Genomic DNA, 22,901 nt, shown 5'->3' on the forward strand with positions numbered 1-22,901 from the left:
GTCGCGAACAGTCCGGCCGAGATAGGTCTTGAGCTTGCGCAGTGCCTTGCCCGCCCGCTTGAACTGCTTGGCGTGCGCATAGCGCTGGTGCTTGATCAGTGAAAGCTTGCCGACCCGCACATAGGTCTGGCGCAGTCCGAGCCCCGCCTTGCTGGCCAGCCGCACCAGCCGCTCGCGCGCCCGCTGGATGAGTTTTGATCGGTCGGGAACATCACGTTCTTCGGCTGCACCGTGGTGTCGACGATCACTTGGCGCGTATCGGCCGGCCGCATCGCTCCGCTCTTGACCGCCACCGCGAGGCTCTCCTGCAGCAATATCGTGATCCGTTCCTCACCCATGCGCTGGCGCCAGCGTGTCATCGACGAGCGGTCGAAGGGCAGCTCGTGACGGAAGAATTCCTCGCCGGTGAGATACTGGAAATAGGGGTTCTCCACCCACCGAGCGCACAACACCTCGTCCGACAGGTCGAAGGTGTGCTTCAGGATCGCCAGCCCCGCCATCAGCCGCGTCGGCAGCGGCGGCATGCCCGGTCCGTCCGAATAGACCGCGCCGAAACGCGCTTCCAGCACCGGCCAGTCGATCGCCTGCGCCAGCCGTACCAGCTCGTGTCTCATGTTGATGATCTGATCGAGCCGGGCGCGGAACAGATCCTGCTCCCCCGTCTCGCACTTCTCGCGTGGCCTGGACATTGCCGTCGCCTCGATTCGCCCGCCAAACCGAGTGAATCACGCCTCGGCCGACAAGGGAATCGAAAACCAAATTGCAAGAAAACAGCCATCAAACACCGCCTATCCTGCAATTCCAAGCTCACCGTACTCACAGATTACAAAGTCAGATCAATGGCTTGTGGATAGTTCACGGGCGACGAAATCAGCGGCACCGTTGAGAAGGTCGGGATCGCGTCGACAGTTTCTCGCAAAGCGATGCAATCTACGGAATGATCGGGTTCGCCAAATGCCGTTGCCAAGGCAGCGCACCTTACGCTCAGGCCGGCGAACATCGACTTCATCCAGGCCGCCGCAATACCGCTCGGAAGACTAATACTGCATCCGGTTACTGACCCAGGTCCCTTTGTTATGTGACATCTGCTATAGTATGGCGGCGTATCAGGTCGAAATCGATCTCGACGCCCAACCCCGGCCCATCCGGAACGCGCACCATGCCTTGTGCATCCACGACGAGATCGTCGACCAACCCGTATTTCTGCACGTCGTCCGGCAGGATGACCTCGAAGAATTCCGAATTGGGGATGCCGCACATCACGTGCAGGTTGGCGACATTGTTCAGCGAATTGCCGCCATGGTGGATCTCGAAGGTCATGCGGAACGCCTCGGCCAGATGCGCCGTCTTCACGCAGGCGGTGATGCCGCCCTTCACCGCCACGTCGCCGCGGAGGTAGTCGGTCGCGCGAGCCGTGATCCACGGCGCATAGGCATGAAAGCCGCCGGGCGAGAACTCGGTCGCAACGATCGGGATGTCGAGCTTTTGCCGGAGTTTTGCACAGTTGTAGATGTCCTCCTCGGCGAGCGGGTCCTCGAACCAGTAAAAACCCATTTCCTCGATGGCGCGGCCGACGCGCAGCGCCTCGGTGTAGGTGTACATCCAGGTGGAATCGAGCATCAGGCGGTAGCCGTCGCCCACCGCTTTGCGCACCGCTTTGCAGACCTCAACATCGCCCTGCCAGCCGTTTCGCGGTGGATGGATCTTGTAGGCATGATAGCCACGCGCCCTGGCCTCCAGCGCTTCCTCGACATATTCGCCCAGGTCGACGTGGCCGGGGGAACTCGCATAGGCCGGTACGCTGGTCCTATAGCCGCCGACCAGCCGATGGATCGGCAAGTCGGCGATCTTGCCGGCCAGGTCCCAGAGCGCGACGTCGACCGCACCGATGCAGCGCCATGTCGTTGAGCGGAAGCGCTTACAGATATCCACGTGAATCCGCTCGCGATCGAGCGGATCGCGGCCGAGCAGGATCGGCTTCAGCGTCTGGATGAGCGAAAGTGAATCGAGTTCGGCGGATTTGGTGACCGATCCCAGGAAGGCGTGGCCTTCCAGCCCTTCATCCGTGCGCAAAGTCACCAACCCGAGCACGGACGTGCCTGTCGTTGGCGCGTTGTGCGGGCCGAATGTGAGCTCGCGAATGCCGCGCTGCTCGAAATGAGTGACGGTGACGTCGGTGATCTTCATCAGCCGGCCCGCGCGGCCTGTGGGGGGATGGCGTCGCGAAAGATGTCGGCGGGCGGCTCGACGCCGACCTGCCGGCCGGCGGCGACGATGTCGGACCAGCTTTTCGCGTCGATCGGCACGCCTCCCGCCTTGCGCTCCTCGGTGGTCGCGGCTTCGAGGTCGCCGGGCAGGAGCACATCGGCATTGCCGCCGGAGCGCACCCAGCCGACGAAGGTGTCGATCTCCGGCGAAAGTACGTCCGCCGTGCCGAGATGTTGCGGCGATATGATGATCGACAGCATGCAGTTGATGGTGGCGTTGCGTTTCTTCGGGCCCGATTGCGTCTTGCCGCCGGTGAGCGCGGCGCCAAGCAGTTCGCAGACGAAAGAGAGCCCCCAGCCCTTGTGGTCGCCGAACGGCAGCAGAATGCCCTTCGGCTGCCCGAACAGGATGGATGGGTCGGTTGTCGGCTGCCCGTCGGCGGTGAGCAGCGCGCCGGGCGGCAGCGGCTTGCCCTGGTTCATGGCGACGCGGACCTTTCCGACGGCAAGCTTGCTGGTGGCGAAATCGAGCACGATCGGGCGCAGACCGTCGCGCGGGATACCGACGGAGAACGGATTGGTGCCGACGCGCGCCGCGACACCGCCGAACGGCGCAACGGACGGGTCGCTGACGACGTTGACGAAGTGGATCGAGACGAGGCCGGCCTCCGCGCATTGCTCAGCCCAATGGCCGATGCGGCCGACATGATGGCTGTTGCGCAGGCCGACCAGCGCCAGGCCGTTGTCGTGCGCCTTGGTGATGCCGACCGCCATCGCGTCATGCGCCATCACCTGGCCATAGCCGCCATTGCCGTCGCAGATCAGGAAACTGTCGGTTTCGGTGACGGTCGTCAGCGATTGGTTGGGCAGCAGGTCGCCGGAGTTGAGATTGCGGATATAGGCCGGAATGGAGCCGACGCCATGCGAATCGTGGCCGCGCAGATTGGAATCGACCAGGTGCCGCGCGACCAGCCGCGCCTCGCGGTCGGTGGACGACGCGGCGCGAAAGATGCCGGCGACATAGTCGTGTAATCTGCCGTCGTCGACCAGGACTGGCTCTGCGGCCATGCAAAAGCTCCATGGGATTGAAGATGTCGCCAAAGAAAACGGCCGCCCACGAGCAAGCGGGCAGCCGTCCGGTCGATTACCGGTTCAGTTGACGGTGATGGAGGCGAGATAGGGCGCCTCGATCGGGGAGAACTGCAGGCCGGAGACGTTGGAGCGAGCAACGTAAACGATCTTCAGGTCGCCCCAGAAGATGCCGACCGCGTCGTCCCAGATGATTTTGGTCGCCTCAGCGTAGATCTGTTTGCGCTTGTCCTGGTCGCTCTCGGCCTTGGCCGCCAGCAGCAGCTTGTCGAGATCCGGATTGGCGTAGTTCATCTCCTTGTTCTCGGAATAATAGAGCCGCCCGACCGTGTAGTCGGCGTCCAGCGTCAGCGCCGGATTGGACGACAGAACAATGTCCCAGTTCATCTCGCGGAAATTCTGGGTGAAGATGGCGCGTTCTTGCTCCAGCGGCCGCACCTTCACGCCGATCGCATCCCAATAGGAGATGAAGGTCTGGGCGAAATCGGAAATACCCGGGAAGAAGTTCTGGCCGAACAGGATGCTGGTCTCGAACCCTTCCGGCAACCCGGCCTCGGCCAGCAGCGCCTTCGCCTTTTCCGGATCGTAGGCATAGGGGTCGAGCGGCGTGAAACCAAACACCGTTTCGGGAATGACGTTGCGCGCCGGCGTGCCGGTCTCGGGCTTCAGGTCGCGCAGCACTTTCGTGGTATCGATCGCATGCCACATGGCGCGGCGCACGCGCGCGTCATCGAACGGCTTGCGGGCCGCGTTGAACCATGTGTAGCCATAGGTGGCGCTCGGTACCACGTCGACCTTGACCGCGCTGTCGCCGCGCAACTGGGCGAGTTCGTCGTCTGAGAACGCCCAGGCGATGTCGACCTCGCCATTGAGGATGGCGGTGACGCGCGCTGTCTGTTCGGGGATGTTGACGAATTGCAGGCCCTCAATCTTCGGCTTCTCGCCCCAGTAATCGGGATTCGTCTGGAGGGTGAGCGTATCGCCCGGCGAGAAATCCTCGATCTTGAACGGGCCGGTGCCGGGCAATATGACGCCCGCGCCGTATTCCTCCGGTCCTTTGGCGGTGACGACTTCTGACGGGCCGATCGACAGGAACGAGGTGATGCGCAGGAACGGGCCGACCGGGTTCTTCAAATGGATGACCACCGTATGCGCGTCCGGCGTGTCGACGCTTTCCAAAACCTTCCATTGGCTGGCGAGGCCGCCCTTGGCCTTCGACAGACGCTCGGCCGAGGCCTTCACGTCTGCGGAGTCGAAATCGGTGCCGTCGTGGAATTTCACGCCGGAGCGCAGCTTGAACTCCCAGGTCTTGTCATCGATCTGCTTCCAGCTTTCGGCCAGCACCGGCACCGGTTGGTCGCCGTTGAACTTCACCAGCGTCTCGAAGATCTGGCGTGCCACCAGCACAGATTCGCGCAGCAGCGCGTTCGGCCCATGCGGATCGATGTCGATGATGGTGCGCGGCGGCGACACCTTCACCACCTGGGCCGAGGCAACGGTCGATACCAGCGCCGCCGCCAAGGCGATCAGAATTTTCTTCATCTCTTCCTCCCAAAGAATGCGGTCGCCGGTGTGCGGCGCGGCCGGCACCTAACCGTATTTGTCACGGACATGTCAAGATATGTAGCGAAATTTGGTTGTAAGTTGTAATTTCGAACGATAAACTGCCGTTTCCGGTGCAAGCGAACGTGGTGTTTTCACGCTTTTCGAGCGGCGATCCCGCCCGCACGAGGCGTGGATGGCGGCTTCTCGAACGACAGATTACAAATTTCATATGACGCTCAGAAGAAAAATCCCTGTCCTCCAGATCGGCGCGATGCCACCTGCCGCGGAGGCATTGCTTGCCGATCAGTTCGAGCTTGCATCATTCGCCGGCGAGATTTTGGCTCTGGCGGATGCAGGCCGCCTGAGTGGCGTGCGGGGCATCGCCACCACCGGCAAGGCGCCGATCGGCGCCGAACTGATTCGGGCGCTGCCAGGTCTTCGGGTGATCTCGTGCCTTGGCGCAGGGTTTGACGGCATCGATGTTTCCGCCGCGCGGGCCCGAGACGTCGAGATTGCCACCACATCGCGCGTGCTTGCCGCAGACGTTGCCGATGTCGCCATGGGCCTAGTCATCGCGACCGCCCGCGATTTTGTCGGCGCCGATCGTTTCGCACGGGACGGCACTTGGTCAAGCGGACGATATCCGCTCGGGCGCTCGCTTGGCGGGGCGAAGCTTGGCATCGTCGGCCTCGGCAATATCGGCAAGGCGGTTGCGCGGCGCGCCTCGGCTTTCGACATGCAGGTCGCCTATACGGCGCGGCGGCCGGTCGAAGGCGTATCCTGGTCGTATTTCGCCGAACTGGCCAAACTCGCCCGCTGGTCGCGGTTCCTGGTGCTATGCTGTCCGGGCGGTCCCGAGACCTATCGGCTGGTCGATCAAAACGTGCTTTCGGCACTCGGGACGGACGGCGTCCTGATCAATGTCGCGCGCGGCTCCGTCGTCGACGAGGCGGCGCTGGCGCAAGCCATCGAGACCGGCATGATCGCCAGTGCGGGGCTCGACGTGTTCGAAGGCGAGCCGAACCCGCACCCCGCACTGGCCGCAAGTCCGCGTGTCACCATGCTGCCGCATATCGGCAGCGCAACGGTCGAAACGCGCGAACGGATGGCGCAAGCCATGGTCGATGCGCTGGTGGGCCCGCTTGAGGCGGAATAAGCGCTCCGAAGGGGGTCGATCCTCGCCGCCGGCGCCTGCGACGTCAGAGATCGTCGTTCACGGGGATGCGGTTGATCATGTATTCGTAGGCGCTCTGGATATGGTAGCGCATATATTCCCGCGCGTCGTCGGCCTGCCGGCGCTCGATCAGCCGCAGGATCTCGCGGTGTTCGCCGTTGATCCTGGTGCGATGCTCGACCGGGTCGGGCGCCTTGGTGGCGCTGCACAGCCGGAGATAGACCTGGAAGCCCGGTTGCGACCTGATCATCTGTATCGACTTTTCCAGAAAAGGATTGTCGGCGGCTGCGACCACAGACTGGTGGAAATCGAACGCCTCGAGCGGCTGCTGGCTGAAGGTCGGGAAGGTGTGGGTCGGCGGATAGACGCATTCGCTGATGCGCTTCAGCGACGCCGGCCCGTGACGCAGCGCGGCGAAATACGCCGCTTCGCTCTCGATCAGCAGGCGGAACTCGAAGCAGCGCTGGAGATCCCGCACGCTGCTGCCCTGCAGGACGTCCTTTGGTTTCGCTGCCGGGCTGTCGACTTCGCGTATGACGACCGTGCCCGAGCCCTGCACGGACCGAACCAGCCCTCGGGTGCGCAACCTGGCGATGGCCGCCCGTACGACAGGGCGCGACACCTGGAAATGCTGGGTCAGTTCATTCTCGGTAGGAAGCTTGCCCTCATAGGGAATGCGCCCTTCCTCGATCCAGCTCAGCAGCGACCGGTAGACAGCATCGCTCCTGCTGCCTTCGCGCAGCAAGGGCGTTGCAGAGGGGAGGTCGGTGGTTAGCGCTTCGGAGCCGGAATCCATACGGAGTTCCTACCACGGAGGCAATAAATTTGGCAAGCGTTATTACAAATACGTGACAAATGTGTTGACAAATGGCCTCTTCTGCGTAATTTGCGGCAGGATTTGTCATGGTCGCCGTGGTGCGCAAGCTGCAATGAAGAAGATCTTGGTTTCCGACCTGCGCAGCCAGCGCTGGTACAATTCTCCGGCCATGCGCACCTTCAACCATCGCTCGCGCACCTTCCAGATGGGCTATTCGAAAGGTGATTTCGAGAACAAGCCGGTCATCGCCATCGTCAACACCTGGAGCGATTTCAACCAGTGCCATTCGCATTTCAAGCAGCGGGTGGAGGAGGTGAAGCGCGGCGTCTGGCAGGCCGGCGGCTTCCCCATCGAGGTGCCCGCCATATCGCTCAGCGAGCCGATCATGAAGCCAAGCACCATGCTCTATCGCAACCTCCTGGCGATGGAGACGGAAGAGGTGCTAAGGGCGCATCCGGTGGACGGCGCGGTATTGATGGGTGGCTGCGACAAGACCACGCCCGGCCTGTTGATGGGTGCCTTCAGCATGAACCTGCCCTGCATCTTCGTTCCGGCGGGGCCGATGCTCAATGCGCGCTGGCGCGGTCACACGCTGGGCAGCGGCAGCGACAACTGGAAGTTCTGGGACGAGAAACGCGCCGGCAATATCACCGACGCGCAGTGGCAGAGCATGGAGGAATCGATCGCGCGCTCGCCCGGCCATTGCATGACTATGGGCACGGCATCGACAATGACAAGTGCGGCCGAGGCGCTTGGCATGACGCTGCCCGGCGCGGCGTCGATCCCGGCGCCGGATTCCAACCATTCCCGCATGGCATCGGATTCCGGACGCCGTATCGTCGAGATGGTGTGGGAGGACATGCGCCCGAAAAATTTCATCGACATGCGCTCGTTCGAGAACGCGGTCAGCGTCGTCATGGCGCTTGGCGGTTCGACCAATGCGGTGATCCACCTCATCGCCATGGCGCGTCGGCTGTCGATCCCGCTCGACCTCGAAACATTCGACCGCTTGTCCCGGCGCACGCCGGTCATCGCCAATCTGCGGCCGTCGGGAAAATTCCTCATGGAGGATTTTTATTATGCCGGCGGGCTGCGTGCGCTGATCCGGAATATGCTAAGCCTACTGCATGCCGACAGCATGACGGCCAACGGCCAAACGCTGGCCGACAATGTCGCGGATGCCGATTGCTTCGATGCGGATGTGATCAGGCCGCTCGACAAGCCGATCCTCGCGGAGGGTGGGCTGGTCGTGCTCAAGGGGACGCTGGCGCCGCAGGGCGCCGTGATCAAGCCGGCGGCGGCGACGCCGGCACTGATGAAGCATCGCGGCCGGGCCGTCACCTTCGCCGACCGCGATGACCTGGCGAAACGCATCGACGATCCGGACCTGGATATCAATGAGGACGATGTGATCGTGCTCAAGGGCGCCGGTCCGGTCGGCGCGCCGGGAATGCCGGAATGGGGCGCGCTGCCCGTCCCCAAGAAGCTGCTGGTCAAGGGTGTCCGCGACATGCTGCGCATTTCCGATGCGCGCATGAGCGGAACGAGTTTTGGCGCCTGCGTGCTGCACGTCTCGCCGGAATCGGCGCGCGGCGGGCCGCTTGCTCTGGTCGAGGACGGCGACATCATCGAGATCGATGTCGCCGAGCGCCGCCTCGACCTGCTGGTGCCAGAGGACGAGATGGCGCGCCGCCGCGCCGGGTGGCGGGAGCCGCCGCCCTATTATTCGCGCGGCTACGGTGCGATGTTCGCCAGGCATGTGACCTCGGCGGACCAAGGCTGCGACTTCGATTTCCTCGAACCGGCGGGCGAGACGCCGGAGCCCAAGATCTATTGATCCATTCGACACCCGGATATTGCCCATGCCGACTGAAGCCGAGACGGAAATCATCGATCGCCTGAAACGCTGCGGCACCGCGACGCTGTCGACGATCCTGACCAAACGCGGGCTCAACCACGTCTTCGTGACCGGTGTGGCGCCGCTGCCGGGCTCGAAGCCGCGCATGGTCGGGCGCGCCTTCACCATGCGCTCCGTCGCCATGCGCGAAGACAAGCTGGCAGACGACAAGGCGATGAACCCGCGCCTCAACATGCAGCGCCGCGCCACCGAGGAATGCGGCGTCGGCGAGGTGCTGGTGATCGACTGCCGGGGCGACGCCAGCGGCGCCAGCGGCGGCATGATGCTGTTCGAGCGGATGAGGCTGCGGGGCTGCGCCGGCGTCGTTTCGGACGGCGGCGTCCGCGACGCATGGGAGATCGCCGAGACCGGTTTTCCCGTCTATGCCAAGGCCGTCTGTCCGCCCAACAGCACACTCGCCCACCGCTTCATCGAACTCAACGTGCCGGTCAGTTGCGGCGGCGTCGCCGTCTATCCTGGTGACTTCATCGCCGGCGATCCGGACGGCGTGATGGTTGTGCCGCAGGAGATCGCGGAAGAGGTGTCGCGCCAAGCGCTGGATTATGAAGAGCAGGAGGAATTCATCCTGCGCCGCATCCGCGCCGGTGCGCCGATCTTCGGCACCTATCCACTCGATGGCGAGGGGTTGGCGGAATATGAGGCCGAGCGCGCGGCGCGCCGCAAAGGTTGATTGGCAATGTCGGTGCAGGCCAGCGTAGGTCGCAGACCGATGGCGATCCGGGGAGGCACCCAGCCGTTGACGGGAACAGAGATGAATCGCCCAGCCGATCCGGCGGCCGCGAGGCCGCTGCTTTCGGTTCGCGACCTGTCGATCCGCGCCGGCAGTCTCGAACTGGTGCGTGGGGTGAGCTTCGATCTCCAGCCCGGCACCATGACGGCGCTGGTCGGCGAATCCGGCAGCGGCAAGAGCCTGACCGCGCAGGCGATCCTCGGGCTGCTGGATCGTGAGGTCTACACGGTGGCGGGCGCCGATCTGCGGTTCCAGGGCGGGCGGCTCGGCTTCGACGGAAACCGACTGCCCAAGGGGTTTCGCGGCCAATTGACCGGTTATGTCTTGCAGGACCCAACGTCGGCGCTGGACCCGACCATGACGGTGGGCCGCCAGATTGCAGAGATGTTCGTCGTGCATCGCCGCATGGACATGCGCTCGGCGCTGAAGGAAGCAGCAAAGATGCTCGACTTCGTGCGCATCCCCAATGCGGCGAGCCGCATCGGCGACTATCCGCACCAGTTCTCCGGCGGCATGAAGCAGCGCGTGCTGATCGCCATGGCGGTGGCGCTGTCGCCGCGGCTCCTGATCGCCGACGAGCCGACGACGGCGCTGGACGTGACGGTGCAGGCCGAGATCCTTGCGCTGATCGACGACCTGCGTGTCCAGCTCGACATGGCCGTGCTTATCATCACTCACGATTTCGGCGTGGTCTATCAATGCGCCGACCGCGTGATGGTGATGTATGCCGGCAAGCTGGTCGAAGGCGGCGAGACGCTGCAGATCACCCAGAACGGTCGTCATCCCTATACGCGCGGGCTGATCGCCTCGATCCCCGACCTCGACGATCTCGACCGGCCGGTGGTGGCTATTCCCGGTCAGCCGCCGCGCCCGGAATCGAGTTGGATCGACAGTTGCGCCTTTCATCCGCGCTGCGCCTGGAAGGCAGACCGCTGTATCGCCGAAGCGCCGGCCATGGAGCAGCTTGACGGCGGCGACATCGTGCGCTGCTTCGAGTGGCCGCGCGTCGTTGCGGGGGCAGGGCCGTGACCGCCGCGCTGGAGATCGAGCGCCTGAACTTCGCCTATTCCTCAAGCGGATTGATTTCCTCGGGAGCGGTTGCGCTCAAGGCTCTCGACAACGTCAGCCTGTCGGTCGAGCCAGGGCGGGTGCTGGGCATCGTCGGCGAGTCCGGCAGCGGCAAGAGCACGCTGCTGCGCACCATCGTCGGCCTGAACCGGGGATATTCCGGCACGATCCGCTACCGGGGCCAGACGGTCGACCATGCCGCGGGCAATGCGCGGATGGCGCCGTTTCGCGCCGGCGTGCAGATGATCTTCCAAGACCCGGGCGGCAGCCTCAATCCGTTCCGGACGATCCGCCAGACGTTGACGGCGGCGCTCGCCCGTGCTCCCTCCGCCGCGCCGGAGCGCGACCGCCTCGGCGTGCTGCTCGAGCAGGTCGGGATGAACGCCTCGGCGCTCGACCGGCGACCCTGCGAATTCTCCGGCGGTCAGTTGCAGCGTCTCGCCATCGCCCGGGCGCTGGCCTGCGATCCCACCGTGTTCCTCTGCGACGAGCCGACCTCGGCGCTCGACGTCTCCATCCAGGCGCAGATCCTGGACCTCTTCGCAAAATTGAAGAATGACGGTCGAGCCTTTATCTTCGTTACCCATAATCTCGGCGTGCTCGGGCAAATCGCCGATACGATCGCCGTGATGTTCCGCGGCCGCGTCGTCGAGGTCGGTCCGGCGCGCAGGCTGATCGCCGAGCCGAAAGAGGCCTATACGGCTGCGTTGATCGCAGCCTCGCCCCGGCTGAAACATCGTGGCGTCTTGCTCGAAAATGCCCGCGCCCGCCTCGTTCCGCGAGCCTCCGCGACCGGGAGCGTGCTATGATCGGCTATGTCGGATCCCGGCTGTTCAACGCCGCCGCCACCTTGGTCGCGGCGGTCATCGCCACCTTCATCATGATCCGCATCGCGCCCGGCGACCCGGTTCTCGTCCTGCTCGGCGATCTGGCGACGCCCGACCAGATCGCCGCGGCGCGGATCGAATACGGCCTCGACCGGCCGATCTACGAGCAACTGCTGATCTATCTCGGCAAGGCGTTTACGCTCGATTTCGGCAATTCGATCATCCAGGGCCGGCCGGCCGTCGACATCGTCGCGCAGCGCATGCTGGCGACGCTGACACTGGGCGCCTTCACCTTCGCGCTGGTCATCGCGGCGGCCCTGCCGCTCGGGCTGCTTGCCGCGCTTTACCACGACCGCTGGTTCGACAAGGCGACGTCCAACACCTCGCTGGTGGTGCTGGGCATTCCCGATTTCTGGCTCGGCCTGGTGTTCATCCTGGTGTTCGCCCGCTGGATGCAGATCCTGCCAAGCTCGGGATGGTCGTCGCCGAGTTCGATCGTGCTGCCGGCCGTCACCCTTGCATTGCCGCTGATCGCGGTGAACATGCAGCTGATGCGCAACGAGGCGATCGGCGTGCTGAACTCGAACATGGTCAAGATCCTGCGGGCCAAGGGCATGCCGACATCACGCATCGTCAGCCACCACGTGCTGCGCAATGCGCTGCTGCCGGTGCTGACCGTCGGCGGCGTGCAGTTCGGGCATCTGCTCGGTGGCGCCGTGATCGTCGAGACGGTGTTCGGCTGGCCGGGGCTCGGCAAGGAACTGATTAGCGCCATCGGATACCGCGATTATGCGGTGGTGCAGGCCTGCATCTTCATCATGACCTTCCTGGTGGTGGCCGTAAATTTTGCCGTCGATTTTGGCTACCGGCTGATCGATCCGCGCCTGAGGCGGGTCTGACCATGGCGGCGACGGCTTTTTCCTCGCGCGTGCCAGGCATGCGACTGACTTTTTGCGAAATGCTGGCGCTGGGTTTTGTCGCCCTGTTCTTCGTCGTCGGGCTGGCCGGCCCGTATCTGGTCGATTTCAACCCTGCCGCCACCGATACGGCGATGCGGCTGAAGCCGCCAATGACTACGCTGGCCAACGGAGCCATCGCCTGGTTCGGCACCGACGCGGTCGGGCGCGAAGTCGCCAGGCAGGTGATCTACGGCGCGCGGGTGTCGCTGCTGGTCGGCTTCACCTCGGCCGCGCTGGCCGCGGCCTTCGGCGTCCTCATCGGCGTATGGGCCGGCTGGGCCGGCAGGCGGACCGAGCAGGTGCTGATGCGCATCGTCGACATCCAGCTTGCCTTCCCGTCGATCCTGATTGCTGTCTTCCTGGCAGCTTTCATCCAGCCCAGCCTGCTGTCGGTGATCGTCATCCTCGCCGTCACGCGCTGGGCTGTCGTCGCCCGTGTCGCCCGCGCCATCACCGCGCGGTCGCTGACCAGAAGCTATGTCGAGGCGGCGATCATCTCCGGCGAGAGCACCCTGAGGATCGTGCGCGACTGCATCCTGCCGAACCTCTGGATCCCGCTGCTCATCCTGATGTCGGCGGAACTCAGCCTCATCATCCTGGCGGAGGCGTCGCTCGGTTTCCTCGGCTTGGGCACGCCGATCGACGTGCCGTCGTGGGGGCGCATCATCTCTTCGGGCCGCAACTATCTGGCCAATGCCTGGTGGATAGCCACGTTGCCTGGGCTGGTCATCGTCGTCGTGGTGGTGTCTATCGGTGTGGCCGGCGAGGTGCTGCGCCGGCGGCTCGGCAGCGGCGCCGGCGCAGCCCTGTGAACGTGGAAGCTCTTTTATGATCGACGACTTCTGTGTGGTGGGCGGCGGCATCGTCGGTCTGGCGACGGCGCTTGAACTGCTCCGGCAGAGGCCCGGCGGCCATCCTGCTGCTGCTCGAGAACAAAGCGCGTGTCGGCCAGCACAAGACCGGCCACAATAGCGGCGTCATCCATGCCCGCATTATGATCCCGGCAGCATGAAGGCGAAGCTCAGGCTCCAGGGACTGCGCGCCACAAAAAGCGTTCTGCCACGAGAACGGCATCGTCTACGACGCCTGCTGCAAGCTCATCGTCGCCACCAACGGCGTCGAATTGCACCGCACCGAAGCGCTCTGCGCGCGCAACCGCAAATGGCCTGACGCTATCGCGGGTAAGTTCCGGCGAATTGCGCGAAATCGAACCCAACCTCACCGGCGTCGGCGCGCTGCTCAGCCGCGAGACGGCGATCGTCAGCTATCGGCAGATCTGCGAGAAGATGGCGGACCTGCTACGGGCAGACGGCGCTGATTTCGGCTTGGCAAGACCGTGACCGGGATCAAGGAAGAGGCGGATGCCGTGCGGGTCGAGGCCGGTGGCGAGACCTGATCGACGCAGAAGCTCACCTGCTGCGGCGGATTCCAGTCCGACAGGCTTGCGCAAACGGCCGGCGCGAAGGTGGATTTCCGCATCGTACCATTCCGGGGCGAACATATTGCCCTGCCGCCGGCGCTAAACCAGATCGTCAAGCACCTGATCTATCCCGCACCCGACCCGACCAAAGGGCCATCAATCAAAGCCGGCCGCTGCAGCCTATCACCAGCGGCGCGGGTCCAACGTCACCATTCAAGGTGCTTTGTTGACCCCGCGCAAGATGATCGGTTGCCAGGCGATCAATCGTAAAGGACCGCCGCGATCTTCGGGTCGGTCATGTTGGTCTTGTCGTACCAGTAGTAACCGGTATCGATGACCTTCTCGAGCTTTTCGCCCTTGAGCGCCTTGGAAAGCGAGTCGACGACGCATTTTCCGATGCCGACTGGGTTCTGCGTGATCGAACCGATCAGCACGCCCTCCATGATAGCGTCCTTCTGCGTCTTACCAGAATCGTAGCCGACGCCAACGATCTTGGATTTGGTCTCCTTGATCGCCACGGCGAGGCCGATTGCAGCACCTTCGTTGGACGCGAAGATCGCCTTGATGTCCGGGTTCGCCTGGAGCATCGCCTTGATGTCGTCGGCGGCCTTCAGCGCGTCATTGGCGTACTGCACGTCCACCACTTCGATCTTCGGATATTTCTCCTTGATCCGATTGAGGAATCCGTCGCGGCGGCCGATGCCGGTGGCGCTGGTCTGATCGTGGATTTCAGCCGCGATCTTGCCCTCACCGCCGATCGCCTCGGCAAGCTTGTCGGCGGCAGCACCCGCCGCGTTCACGTTGTCGGTGGTGCAGGTGGTTAGCGGCAGGTCGCTTTCAACGCCGGAGTCGAAGGCGACGATCGGGATACCCGCATCGGCGGCCTTCTGCAGGGCCGGTACCTGCGCCTGGCTGTCGAGCGCGGCGAAGCCCAGGCCCTGCGGCTTCTTGGCGATCGCGGCGTTCAGGATGTCGGTCTGCTTGTCGATCTGGGCTTCCGTTTCCGGGCCTTCGAAGGTGATGGTAACACCGTTGGCCTTCGCCGCTTCCTCGGCGCCGGCCTTCACCGCCTGCCAGAACTGGTGGCTGAAGCCCTTTGCGATGATCGGGAAATAGGTCTCGGCAAAGGACGGCGCGGTGAACATCGTGGCCGTGCCCAGCGCGAGCGCCGATGTCAGAATCAGCTTTTTCATTTCGATACTCCCTAGGTTTTGATTGTAGGCGTAACAACTCATGCAGTTGGACTAGACTTGAACCGTCCTCGGCAACTTCCTCCCATGACTAGGTTTTCTTGCGCAGCACGATATCGACGAACACTGCGACGATGATTATCAGGCCGGTGATGACGATCTTCCATTCCTCCTGCACGCCCATGACGCGCAGGCCGTTGGTCAGCACGCTCATGATGAAGGCGCCGATGATCGTGCCGAGTACGGTTCCCCTGCCGCCCGAAAGCGAGGTGCCTCCGATGACGACAGCGGCGATGGCGTCGAGCTCGTAGCCGAGGCCGAGCGCTGGCTGGGCGGAGTTGAGGCGCGACGAGATCAGCAGCCCGGCGATGCCAGCGATCATGCCGCATATCGCGTAGGTGACGATCTTCCAGAAGTCGACGTTGACGCCTGACAGGCGCGCGGCCTCTTCGTTGGAACCAAGCGCGAAGATGTAGCGGCCAAGCAGGGTGCGCGTCAGCACAATTGACGCAATGAACGCCACGCCGAACATCACCAGGACGCCGTTGGGGATTTCCAGACCGGGAATAAGCAACGAGATCGAGCTTTCCGGCGATATGAATTGATAGCCCGGCGTCGAGTTGAAATAGATCGGCTTCGCGCCGGAGATCACCAGCGCAAGCCCACGCGAGATCTGCATCATGCCCAGCGTAGCGATGAAGGGCGGTATCTTCAGCTTCGAGATCACCACGCCGTTGACCGCGCCCATCGCCGCGCCGGCCGCCATGGCGCCGAGAATGCCCAACGGCAGGGGCATGCCGAGATTGGTAAGGATGATGCCGGCGACCACTGCCGTCAGCGTCATCATCGTGCCAACGGACAGGTCGATGCCGGCCGAGATGATGACGAACGTTACGGCGACGCCGAGCACGCCGTTCACGGCGGTCGCCTGCATGATGTTCACCATATTGTTCCACGCCGCGAAGTTCGGCGCGAAAATGCTGAAGAAGGCCAGCAGCGCGATCAACACGACGAAGGCCACGGCCTTCTGGAGGGCCGAGGTCGTGAGGAAGCCTGGCTTGTCGGCTTGCGCCGGGGCGAGCGTGGTGTCTGTCATGGCATCTACCTTCTGGCTTAGGCGGCCTTGCTCTGGCGCTGGGTGGCGAGGGTCATGATCGATTCCTGGGTGGCTGTCCTGCCGTCCAGTTCGCCCGTCACGCGGCCCTCGCACATGACGACGATGCGGTGCGACAGGCGCAGCACCTCCTCGAGTTCCGACGAGATGACGACGATTGCCTTGCCCTCAGCTGCGAGGGCCTGAAGCATCTTGTAGATCTCGGCCTTGGCGCCGACGTCGATGCCGCGCGTCGGCTCGTCGAAGAAGAGGATGTCGCAATCGCGCAGCAGCCACTTGGCGATGACCACCTTCTGCTGGTTGCCGCCCGACAGCAGGCGCGTCTCCTGGTCTACGCTCGGCGTCTTGACCTTGAGACGGTTCACATAGTCGGTGGCGGAGCGCCTTAGCGCCGAATTGCGCATCCACATCCGCCCCGAGGCGAAGCGCGACCACGACGCCATGGTGATGTTGTCCATCACCGACATTGGCGTCACCAAGCCGAAATGCTTGCGGTCCTCGCTGAGATAGGCGAGGCCGAGCTTGACCGCCTCGCGTGGCGTCGGAATCTTGCGATGCTGGCCATGCACCTCGATGGTGCCGTTGTCGATCGGATCGGCGCCAAAGATGGCGCGCGCCACCTCGGTGCGGCCGGCGCCCATCAGCCCTGCGAAGCCGAGAATCTCACCCTTGCGCAAGTCAAAGCTCACGTCACGGATGGCATTGCCGCGGTTCAGCCCATTAACGCGCAGCACCACCTCCGGCCGGGCCTGCCCGTCGGCACGCGTCGCGTCCGCCAGTTCGCGGCCGACCATCAGCGAGATGATCTTCGAGATGGGCGTGCCTTCGGCGGGCAGCGTGTCGACATATTGGCCGTCGCGCATGACGGTGATGCGGTCCGAGATGCGCTTGATCTCATCCATCTTGTGGCTGATGTAGACGATGCCGACGCCGCGCGACCGCAGGTCGCGGATGATGGCGAAGAGATGCGCGACTTCCGCTTCGTTGAGCGCGGACGTCGGCTCATCCATGATGAGCACCTTCGAGTTGAACGAAAGCGCCTTGGCGATCTCGACCAATTGCTGTCGGGCGACCGTCATGTGCCCGACTTCCGAGGCGGGATCGATCCTGACCTGCATGCGCTTGAAAAGCGCCGCGGCATTGGCATTCATCTTCTTCTCGTCGACGAACATGCCGAGGCCCTGCCGCGGCTCACGGCCGATGAAGATGTTCTGCGCGGCTGTCAGATGGTTCATCAGGTACAGTTCCTGATGGATGATGCCGATGCCGAGCCGCTGGGCGGCCTGCGGTCCCGAGATCGAGACGACGTTGCCCTCGACGACGATGTCGCCCGCGTCGGGCTGATAGACGCCGGTCAGGATTTTCATCAGCGTCGACTTGCCGGCGCCGTTCTCACCCATCAAGGCGTGAACTTCACCCGGCTGCAGGTCGAAGCTGACGCCGCGCAGTGCGCGTACGCCGGGAAAGGATTTTTCGATCCCACGCGCCTCGATCAGTTTCGACACATCCGAACCGGCATGCGTGTCCATCACGATACTCCCCGTAAGGTTCGGTGAACGGTTCGCAGCCAACCTGAAGATCGCTTCGACGCATAAGCATTCGTTCACGCCTCGGCATACCTTGGGCGCGCCTGCATCGACCGCGTCTTGCCTCCCTGTCGAGCGCTGCTTGCGGCCCGGACCATTTCCTCCCGTCTCGTCGTTCGCACCTTTCAGCCTCGACGATATGATAATAGCCTAGCTTGCCCTCCAAGAAAAGTCAATCATTCATTCTAATTGATAAATTATTAGAACATACATTCCGGATTCATCAGACTGTAAACGCATCGCGGAAAGCAAGGACCGCCAGTTCCGGGTCGCCTGATGCGAACGCCTCCATGCCGACAGGACCTGCATAGCCCATGGCCTTCAGGGCCTTTGCAACACCGTGCCAGTTCACTTCGCCGGTTCCCGGCTCCATGCGGCCTGGCACGTCGGCGACCTGCACCTCGCCGATCCACGGCAGGCAGGCGCGGCAGAGTTCGATCAGGTTACCCTCGCCGATCTGCGCATGATAAAGATCCAGATTCAGACGCAGGCGCGGATGGTTGACGGAGGAGACCAGGGCGAGCGTGTCCTCGGCCCGTCCGAAAGGCACCCCTGGATGGTCGACCGGCAAGTTGAGGTTTTCCAGCGTAAACGTGACGCCCAATTCGTCCGCCATGTCCGCGATCCGGCAGAGCGTGTCACGCGCCTTGAGCCACAAGGCTCCGGTGACGATCTGGATCGGCCTGACGGGCAACCCGCCTTCGCCCAATCCGGTGCCATGCAGATTGAGACGCGCTACGCCGAGCCGCTTGCCGACGGCCACCGTTTCGCGGGCCGTCTGGAGCAGTTCCGCAGCGCCCTCATTGTCGGTCAACCTGCCCCGCAAATAGCCGTTCATGATCGAGAAAGTCGCGCCGGTTCTTTCCAGCTTGGAAAGATCGTGGTCCGGCCAATTCCACAGGCCCACCTGGAAACCCATTTCATTCAAGCGCGACGCGCGCCATTCGATCGGCTCTTTCCGCCAGATCATTTCAGCGCAGACAGCAAGCGTGAAGGGGGATGCGGGCATGTTTATCAGGACCGAAACGTTGCAAAGCGGTAGAATTCGGAAGCCAGCCTGTCACACCTCATTAACAATGTAAACATTCCATTCTTGCTCATAATGGAACATTAATTCTGAAACGCCAATTCGGACGCACTGCCGCGCCACGACATTCTCGCTACGGTGCGCAGCCTACAGCCGTACGCGCACCAGTCCACCGTCGGTTTCGGCTTCATAGGTTTTGAGATTGATGCATGGCGGCATGCGGATCGCCTCGCCCGTGCGGTAGTCGAACGCGCCGGAATGTTTCGGGCACTCGATCTCGTAGTCCAGGACCAGTCCATCCGCGAGATGCACCGCCTCATGGGAACAGAGCCCGTCGGTGCAGAATACCTCGTCGCTCGCGGAGCGGAAGATGGCATAGGTGCGGCCGCCGTGGTCGAAGCGAATGACGCCTTCCGCCTCGATGTCCTCCAGTTTGCAGGCTGATACCCAGTCGACCATGATCAGGCTCCCGTCATGCCGGCTTTCGCCGCCTTCGCGTTCATCCGCGCCTTCTTTTCCTGGTAGCGCGCCTGCATGCGCGCATCGCCCTCCTTGCTGCCGTCATGGAACGTGCCGAACCATTTATCGAAGGGGATGAGGCCGTCGCCGTAGTTCACTTCGAAATACTTGTGATGCAGATAATGGATATAGGCATGCGTATCGACGCCGCCTTTCTCGCCCACTTCCATCTTGTCGAAGCCGACATGGCCGGGAATCGCGCCGAAGCCGGCACGGTGCAAGGCGTAGAGAGCCAGGATCGGGTTCGCTGGGATGATGACGTACCAGAAAGCCATGCCGAGATAGAGCACGAGTTCGACCGGATGCATCGACAGCGACGAATAGGGTGACGGGTTCACCGAGTTGTGGTGCACCGAATGCACATGCTTGTAGAGGAACGGCGTGTGGATCAGCCGATGGATCAGGTAGAAATGCGTTTCGTGGATGATCGGGATGATCAGCACGATGAAAGCGAGATACCAGGGGTGCTCCGAAAAGCTGACCCAAGGCACGTAGCCATTGGCATAGGCATAGAGGATTGCCACCTCGATTGCCGTCCAGATCGGCATGGCGTGGAACAGGATCCGCAAGGCGCTGTCGATGTCCTGGCTCTTGAACCAGAACGCCTCGCTCTTCCTGTCCGCCGGAAACTGGCCGTTGTATTTGAAGCGCGTACCCTGCGCGCGGAACACGTAGAGCCTGAGCTGGAACACGCCGAAGAAGGCGAACAGCGCTACCGTATTGACCAGGAAAAGCTTGAGGATCCAGCCCCAGGCGAGCGTTTTCATCACCTCGACGTCGGGCAGCACCCAGTACCACCAGACAAAGGCCGATGCGAAGAAGATCACGTCATAGGGCAGGAAATAATGCGGCAGCCATTTCAGGACCTTCAGGGGCTGCGGCGGAAAGCTCCAGATCGGCGCGATGTCGGCCGGCTCCTTAGGCTGCCAGTCGCCGCGCTTGTTGCGCGTACCGTAAGCGAGATCATCCATAACGGTTCTCCTCAAATCGTTCGGGAGAGGGTCAAGAAGCGTTCGAAGGCGGCGTCTTCCATCTCGACCTGGTGACGACCCTCAGGATAGGCGCCGCTGTCGACATCATCGGCAAACGCCTGGAACGCGGCGACGCGCTTCTGCTGCAGTTCCGCGTCGAGCGCTGCGAAGTCGGCGTATTTCTTGGAATGACGCGGATAGTGCCCGGTGTTGGTGCCGAGCACATCCGACGAGAACAGATATTGCGTATCGCAGGCCGATCCGCAGCCCATGCCCATGGTGATCATGGCTGTGTTGCGGGTGATGAAGTCCGCCAGCTTAACCGGCACCACCTCGACCTCGACGAAAGCCGCACCGGCATTCTCGATGTCCTTGACGGCGCGCAGCGCCTTGAACGCTTCCTCCGGCTCCTTGCCGATGGCACGAAAGTTCGTCCAGGTCGCTCGATTGGGCACGAGCCCGACATGGCCGGTGACCGGAATGGCCTCGCGCGCCATCGCCTCGATGAACAGCGGCGAGTGCGAACAGTAGACGGCGTCGGCGCCCCGATTGAGGATATCGAAGCCGAGCCTTATCGCCTCCTGCGGCGACGAGACGGCGCCATGCGGCATGCCAGCGGAAATGAACGCGGAGGGTGCGGCGGCGCGGATCGGCCCGAGATTGTGGTCCGGCTCGCAAGACAGGATCACGATGTCTGCGGCCTCCGCGGCAGCCGCCTCGGCCGGTGTGTCGACGTGCAACTGGACCCACTTCCTGCGCCCCTTCTGGCTGCGCAGATCATGGACCGATGGCTTTCGGCGCATCGCTCTCCTCCTCCCTGTTGCTATAATCTTCTATAGGGAGATGCCGGGAGAGTCGCCGCGTTTCTTGATCAAATTTGATCAGATATTCTCGGACGTGACCGTGACAAAGCGGATGGGGGGATTGTCGACCGGTGTGTCCAGCACGCCCAGCCGCGACAGCATCATGTCCATCGCCCGCCTGGCCTGCGCTTCCGGCGACTGGTCGATCACGATATGCATGATACCTTCGCGCAAGGCAGAGGTGGTGCGCTCGGTCAGTTCATGGCCGACGAAGAAGATTCCGTCCGTTGCGCGATGCCGGCGCAGCACGTCGCAGAGCGCGAAGTTCGCGCCGCCCGCGTTGTAAAGCCCTGCGAGATCCGGATAGCGACGCATGGCGTCAACGAGTTGCGCGCTGGCTTCCATCGCATCGTCAAAGGTGTAGAGCAGCTCGACGAAGTTAAGATTGCCCCGGCCATGCCGCTCGATACCCTGCGAGAAGCCTCGGATACGCCGGCGGTGGACGGAGTAGACCTCCGAGTGGCAGAGCGCCACGACCGGCCCGGACCGACGCTGCATCGCGGACATCAGCAGCCCGGCCGTCCGGCCCGCCGCCTCGTTGTCGATGCCGACCAAGGCCGCGTCGCCGCTGTCCATGCCCGTCATCACCTGAAGAACCGGCACGCCCTGCCCCAGCAATTGCCGCAGCGCTGCGCCGACCGCCCCATACTGAGGCACTGCCAGGATAAGGCCGGACCGCCTCGCGGCGGGATGGAGGATGCGATCCGCTATCGATTTGGCGTCCGCCTCGTTGACGAAGGTGCGATTGACCGACACGGAGGAGTCGAGCGTCGCCGCGATCCGCTCGAAACCGCGCGACAGCCTGGCGAAGAAGGTCGTCTCGGGCCGCACGAGGATGACCTCGATCCGGATCAGGCCGCGGTGGCGTTCCGGGAGCTTGCGCCTGTAGTCGAGGCGGCGGGCGGCGACAAGCACCTTCTCCACTGTCTCGGGCCGCACGTTGCCACGTCCGTTCATCACGCGCTCGACCGTAGCCGTGCCCACTTCGGCCGCTTTAGCGATGTCTTTTAAAGTGGTCTTCATACCGGAGCGGATCCTCCCAAATTTGCCCAAATGTTCAACAGTGGGCATCGTATTGCTTGCATTTGAAATATGTCGGCCGGCAGGGCGATACCGGGACACGTGCCCGTTCGCACTGCGACTGCGCGAATGTCAGTTTTCAACATCCTCAGACAAGAACATCCAGTTCGCTGTCGGCCCCTTTGCCGCTAAGGCGGGTTAGCCACGATAGGGGCCTAGCTGATAGACCGGCCGCACTTGCAGAGTGCAGATTTTTCGCGTCGGGCGGGCTAACGTTGAGGCATCCCTGCCCGTTCTAATGCCTCTGCGACCTGGGAGCCCCACGTGCCCATTTGTCTTAAAAACGACAGCGCGCGGTAATGCCGGATAGTGAAATCTGACTGGGCCGCCAGCAACTTCGTTGCTGCCCAGCGAGCGGTTTCCATGTCGCCTTGTATTGCGGCCCATGCGGCAAGATATCGATACGCAAGGATGACATCTGGGTGGCAGGCGAGCACTTCGCGGGCGATTGCGATCGCTTCTAGAAACGATTCTGCCTTTGCCAGGGAGGTCGCCATTCCCAGCTTCATGTTGAACGACAACGGATCCCTCGGGCTCAGATTTAATGCCCGCCGAAAGCGCTCCGTCGCCTCCGGCTCCTGGTCCTGTTACATCACGATCCATTGACCTGAGACCCTGAACTTCCTCCAGATTTGGGTAGAGTCCGTCGATCATGGAGACGGATGATGCGACCTTCGAGGTTCACGGAAGAACAGATCATCGGGATGCTGAAGGAGCAGGAGGCCGGTGCGAAGACGGCGGATGTCTGCCGCAAGCACGGCATCTCGGCTGCGACCTTCTACAAGTTCAAGGCGAAG

At 63.0% G+C, this 22,901-nt stretch carries 24 protein-coding genes and 1 pseudogene; 10 read left to right on the plus strand and 15 right to left on the minus strand.

All coding sequences use genetic code 11. The features are described from left to right. From ABMA59_RS35275 to ABMA59_RS35295, 5 genes and pseudogenes are all read right to left on the minus strand, one after another. Positions 1–689, minus strand: a pseudogene (locus ABMA59_RS35275) (IS5 family transposase); the annotation flags it as partial. A gap of 134 nt (positions 690–823) precedes the next feature. Next, the gene (locus ABMA59_RS35280; protein ID WP_349010021.1) at positions 824–1,009 is read right to left on the minus strand and encodes a hypothetical protein; all 186 of its coding nucleotides are present in this window, start codon (positions 1,007–1,009) and stop codon (positions 824–826) included. A 65-nt stretch (positions 1,010–1,074) separates the two neighbouring features. Further along, the gene (locus tag ABMA59_RS35285; protein ID WP_349010022.1) at positions 1,075–2,187 is read right to left on the minus strand and encodes an enolase C-terminal domain-like protein; all 1,113 of its coding nucleotides are present in this window, start codon (positions 2,185–2,187) and stop codon (positions 1,075–1,077) included. Further along, entirely contained in the window at positions 2,187–3,275 is a 1,089-nt protein-coding gene (locus ABMA59_RS35290) for a malate/lactate/ureidoglycolate dehydrogenase (RefSeq protein ID WP_349010023.1), read from the minus strand. Before ABMA59_RS35290 ends, ABMA59_RS35285 begins: the two co-directional genes overlap by 1 nt. Positions 3,276–3,359: 84 nt before the next feature. Beyond that, entirely contained in the window at positions 3,360–4,838 is a 1,479-nt protein-coding gene (locus tag ABMA59_RS35295; RefSeq protein WP_349010024.1) for an ABC transporter substrate-binding protein, read from the minus strand. 232 nt (positions 4,839–5,070) lie between these two features. On the opposite strand from ABMA59_RS35295, the gene ABMA59_RS35300 reads away from it, so the two are divergent. After that, on the plus strand, positions 5,071–5,997 hold the full coding sequence (locus ABMA59_RS35300; RefSeq protein WP_349010025.1) for a 2-hydroxyacid dehydrogenase: 927 nt from the start codon (positions 5,071–5,073) through the stop codon (positions 5,995–5,997). A 43-nt stretch (positions 5,998–6,040) separates the two neighbouring features. Here the strand turns inward: ABMA59_RS35300 and ABMA59_RS35305 are convergent, their stop codons facing one another. Next, on the minus strand, positions 6,041–6,811 hold the full coding sequence (locus tag ABMA59_RS35305; protein WP_349010026.1) for a FadR/GntR family transcriptional regulator: 771 nt from the start codon (positions 6,809–6,811) through the stop codon (positions 6,041–6,043). 133 nt (positions 6,812–6,944) lie between these two features. Between ABMA59_RS35305 and araD the strand changes: the two genes are divergently transcribed. From araD to ABMA59_RS35345, 8 genes are all read left to right on the plus strand, one after another. Next, positions 6,945–8,669, plus strand: a complete 1,725-nt coding sequence (araD, locus tag ABMA59_RS35310) for an L-arabinonate dehydratase (RefSeq protein WP_349010027.1) — start codon at positions 6,945–6,947, stop codon at positions 8,667–8,669. 25 nt (positions 8,670–8,694) lie between these two features. Beyond that, on the plus strand, positions 8,695–9,420 hold the full coding sequence (locus ABMA59_RS35315) for an RraA family protein (RefSeq protein WP_349010028.1): 726 nt from the start codon (positions 8,695–8,697) through the stop codon (positions 9,418–9,420). Positions 9,421–9,501: 81 nt separating this feature from the next. Then, entirely contained in the window at positions 9,502–10,509 is a 1,008-nt protein-coding gene (locus ABMA59_RS35320) for an ABC transporter ATP-binding protein (protein WP_349010029.1), read from the plus strand. Then, positions 10,506–11,357 carry an ABC transporter ATP-binding protein gene (locus tag ABMA59_RS35325; RefSeq protein WP_349010030.1) on the plus strand — a complete coding sequence of 284 codons (852 nt, stop codon included), beginning with the start codon at positions 10,506–10,508 and terminating at the stop codon, positions 11,355–11,357. Before ABMA59_RS35320 ends, ABMA59_RS35325 begins: the two co-directional genes overlap by 4 nt. Beyond that, positions 11,354–12,274, plus strand: coding sequence for an ABC transporter permease (locus ABMA59_RS35330; RefSeq protein WP_349010031.1), 921 nt, complete (start codon positions 11,354–11,356; stop codon positions 12,272–12,274). Before ABMA59_RS35325 ends, ABMA59_RS35330 begins: the two co-directional genes overlap by 4 nt. Positions 12,275–12,312: 38 nt before the next feature. Then, the gene (locus ABMA59_RS35335; protein ID WP_349010032.1) at positions 12,313–13,146 is read left to right on the plus strand and encodes an ABC transporter permease; all 834 of its coding nucleotides are present in this window, start codon (positions 12,313–12,315) and stop codon (positions 13,144–13,146) included. Between the two features lie 71 nt (positions 13,147–13,217). Next, positions 13,218–13,346, plus strand: coding sequence for a hypothetical protein (locus ABMA59_RS35340; RefSeq protein ID WP_349010033.1), 129 nt, complete (start codon positions 13,218–13,220; stop codon positions 13,344–13,346). A 184-nt stretch (positions 13,347–13,530) separates the two neighbouring features. Beyond that, positions 13,531–13,674, plus strand: a complete 144-nt coding sequence (locus ABMA59_RS35345) for a hypothetical protein (protein WP_349010034.1) — start codon at positions 13,531–13,533, stop codon at positions 13,672–13,674. Between the two features lie 340 nt (positions 13,675–14,014). Here ABMA59_RS35345 and ABMA59_RS35350 read toward each other — a convergent pair whose 3' ends face one another. The 9 genes from ABMA59_RS35350 to ABMA59_RS35390 all read right to left on the minus strand — a co-directional run bounded on the left by ABMA59_RS35350 (position 14,015) and on the right by ABMA59_RS35390 (position 22,625). Further along, complete coding sequence (locus tag ABMA59_RS35350; RefSeq protein ID WP_349010035.1) at positions 14,015–14,947, minus strand: ABC transporter substrate-binding protein; 933 nt, start codon at positions 14,945–14,947, stop codon at positions 14,015–14,017. An 88-nt stretch (positions 14,948–15,035) separates the two neighbouring features. Continuing rightward, complete coding sequence (locus tag ABMA59_RS35355; RefSeq protein ID WP_349010036.1) at positions 15,036–16,040, minus strand: ABC transporter permease; 1,005 nt, start codon at positions 16,038–16,040, stop codon at positions 15,036–15,038. Between the two features lie 17 nt (positions 16,041–16,057). Further along, complete coding sequence (locus tag ABMA59_RS35360; RefSeq protein WP_349010037.1) at positions 16,058–17,587, minus strand: sugar ABC transporter ATP-binding protein; 1,530 nt, start codon at positions 17,585–17,587, stop codon at positions 16,058–16,060. A gap of 280 nt (positions 17,588–17,867) precedes the next feature. Beyond that, positions 17,868–18,653: a TIM barrel protein gene (locus ABMA59_RS35365; protein ID WP_349010038.1), complete on the minus strand. Its 786-nt coding sequence runs from the start codon at positions 18,651–18,653 to the stop codon at positions 17,868–17,870. A gap of 165 nt (positions 18,654–18,818) precedes the next feature. After that, positions 18,819–19,130, minus strand: a complete 312-nt coding sequence (locus ABMA59_RS35370) for a MocE family 2Fe-2S type ferredoxin (RefSeq protein ID WP_349010039.1) — start codon at positions 19,128–19,130, stop codon at positions 18,819–18,821. Positions 19,131–19,132: 2 nt separating this feature from the next. After that, positions 19,133–20,161 carry a sterol desaturase family protein gene (locus tag ABMA59_RS35375; RefSeq protein ID WP_349010040.1) on the minus strand — a complete coding sequence of 343 codons (1,029 nt, stop codon included), beginning with the start codon at positions 20,159–20,161 and terminating at the stop codon, positions 19,133–19,135. A gap of 11 nt (positions 20,162–20,172) precedes the next feature. Next, the gene (locus ABMA59_RS35380) at positions 20,173–20,964 is read right to left on the minus strand and encodes a 3-methyl-2-oxobutanoate hydroxymethyltransferase (protein ID WP_349010041.1); all 792 of its coding nucleotides are present in this window, start codon (positions 20,962–20,964) and stop codon (positions 20,173–20,175) included. A 78-nt stretch (positions 20,965–21,042) separates the two neighbouring features. Then, positions 21,043–22,047: a LacI family DNA-binding transcriptional regulator gene (locus ABMA59_RS35385; RefSeq protein WP_349010042.1), complete on the minus strand. Its 1,005-nt coding sequence runs from the start codon at positions 22,045–22,047 to the stop codon at positions 21,043–21,045. A gap of 266 nt (positions 22,048–22,313) precedes the next feature. Then, complete coding sequence (locus ABMA59_RS35390; protein ID WP_349010043.1) at positions 22,314–22,625, minus strand: hypothetical protein; 312 nt, start codon at positions 22,623–22,625, stop codon at positions 22,314–22,316. A 144-nt stretch (positions 22,626–22,769) separates the two neighbouring features. On the opposite strand from ABMA59_RS35390, the gene ABMA59_RS35395 reads away from it, so the two are divergent. Beyond that, positions 22,770–22,901, plus strand: a 132-nt coding sequence (locus tag ABMA59_RS35395; RefSeq protein WP_349006656.1) for a transposase, incomplete at its 3' end; no start/stop codon positions are given.

The sequence above is a fragment of the Mesorhizobium yinganensis genome, from assembly GCF_040081985.1.
In the GTDB taxonomy this organism is placed as follows: domain Bacteria; phylum Pseudomonadota; class Alphaproteobacteria; order Rhizobiales; family Rhizobiaceae; genus Kumtagia; species Kumtagia yinganensis.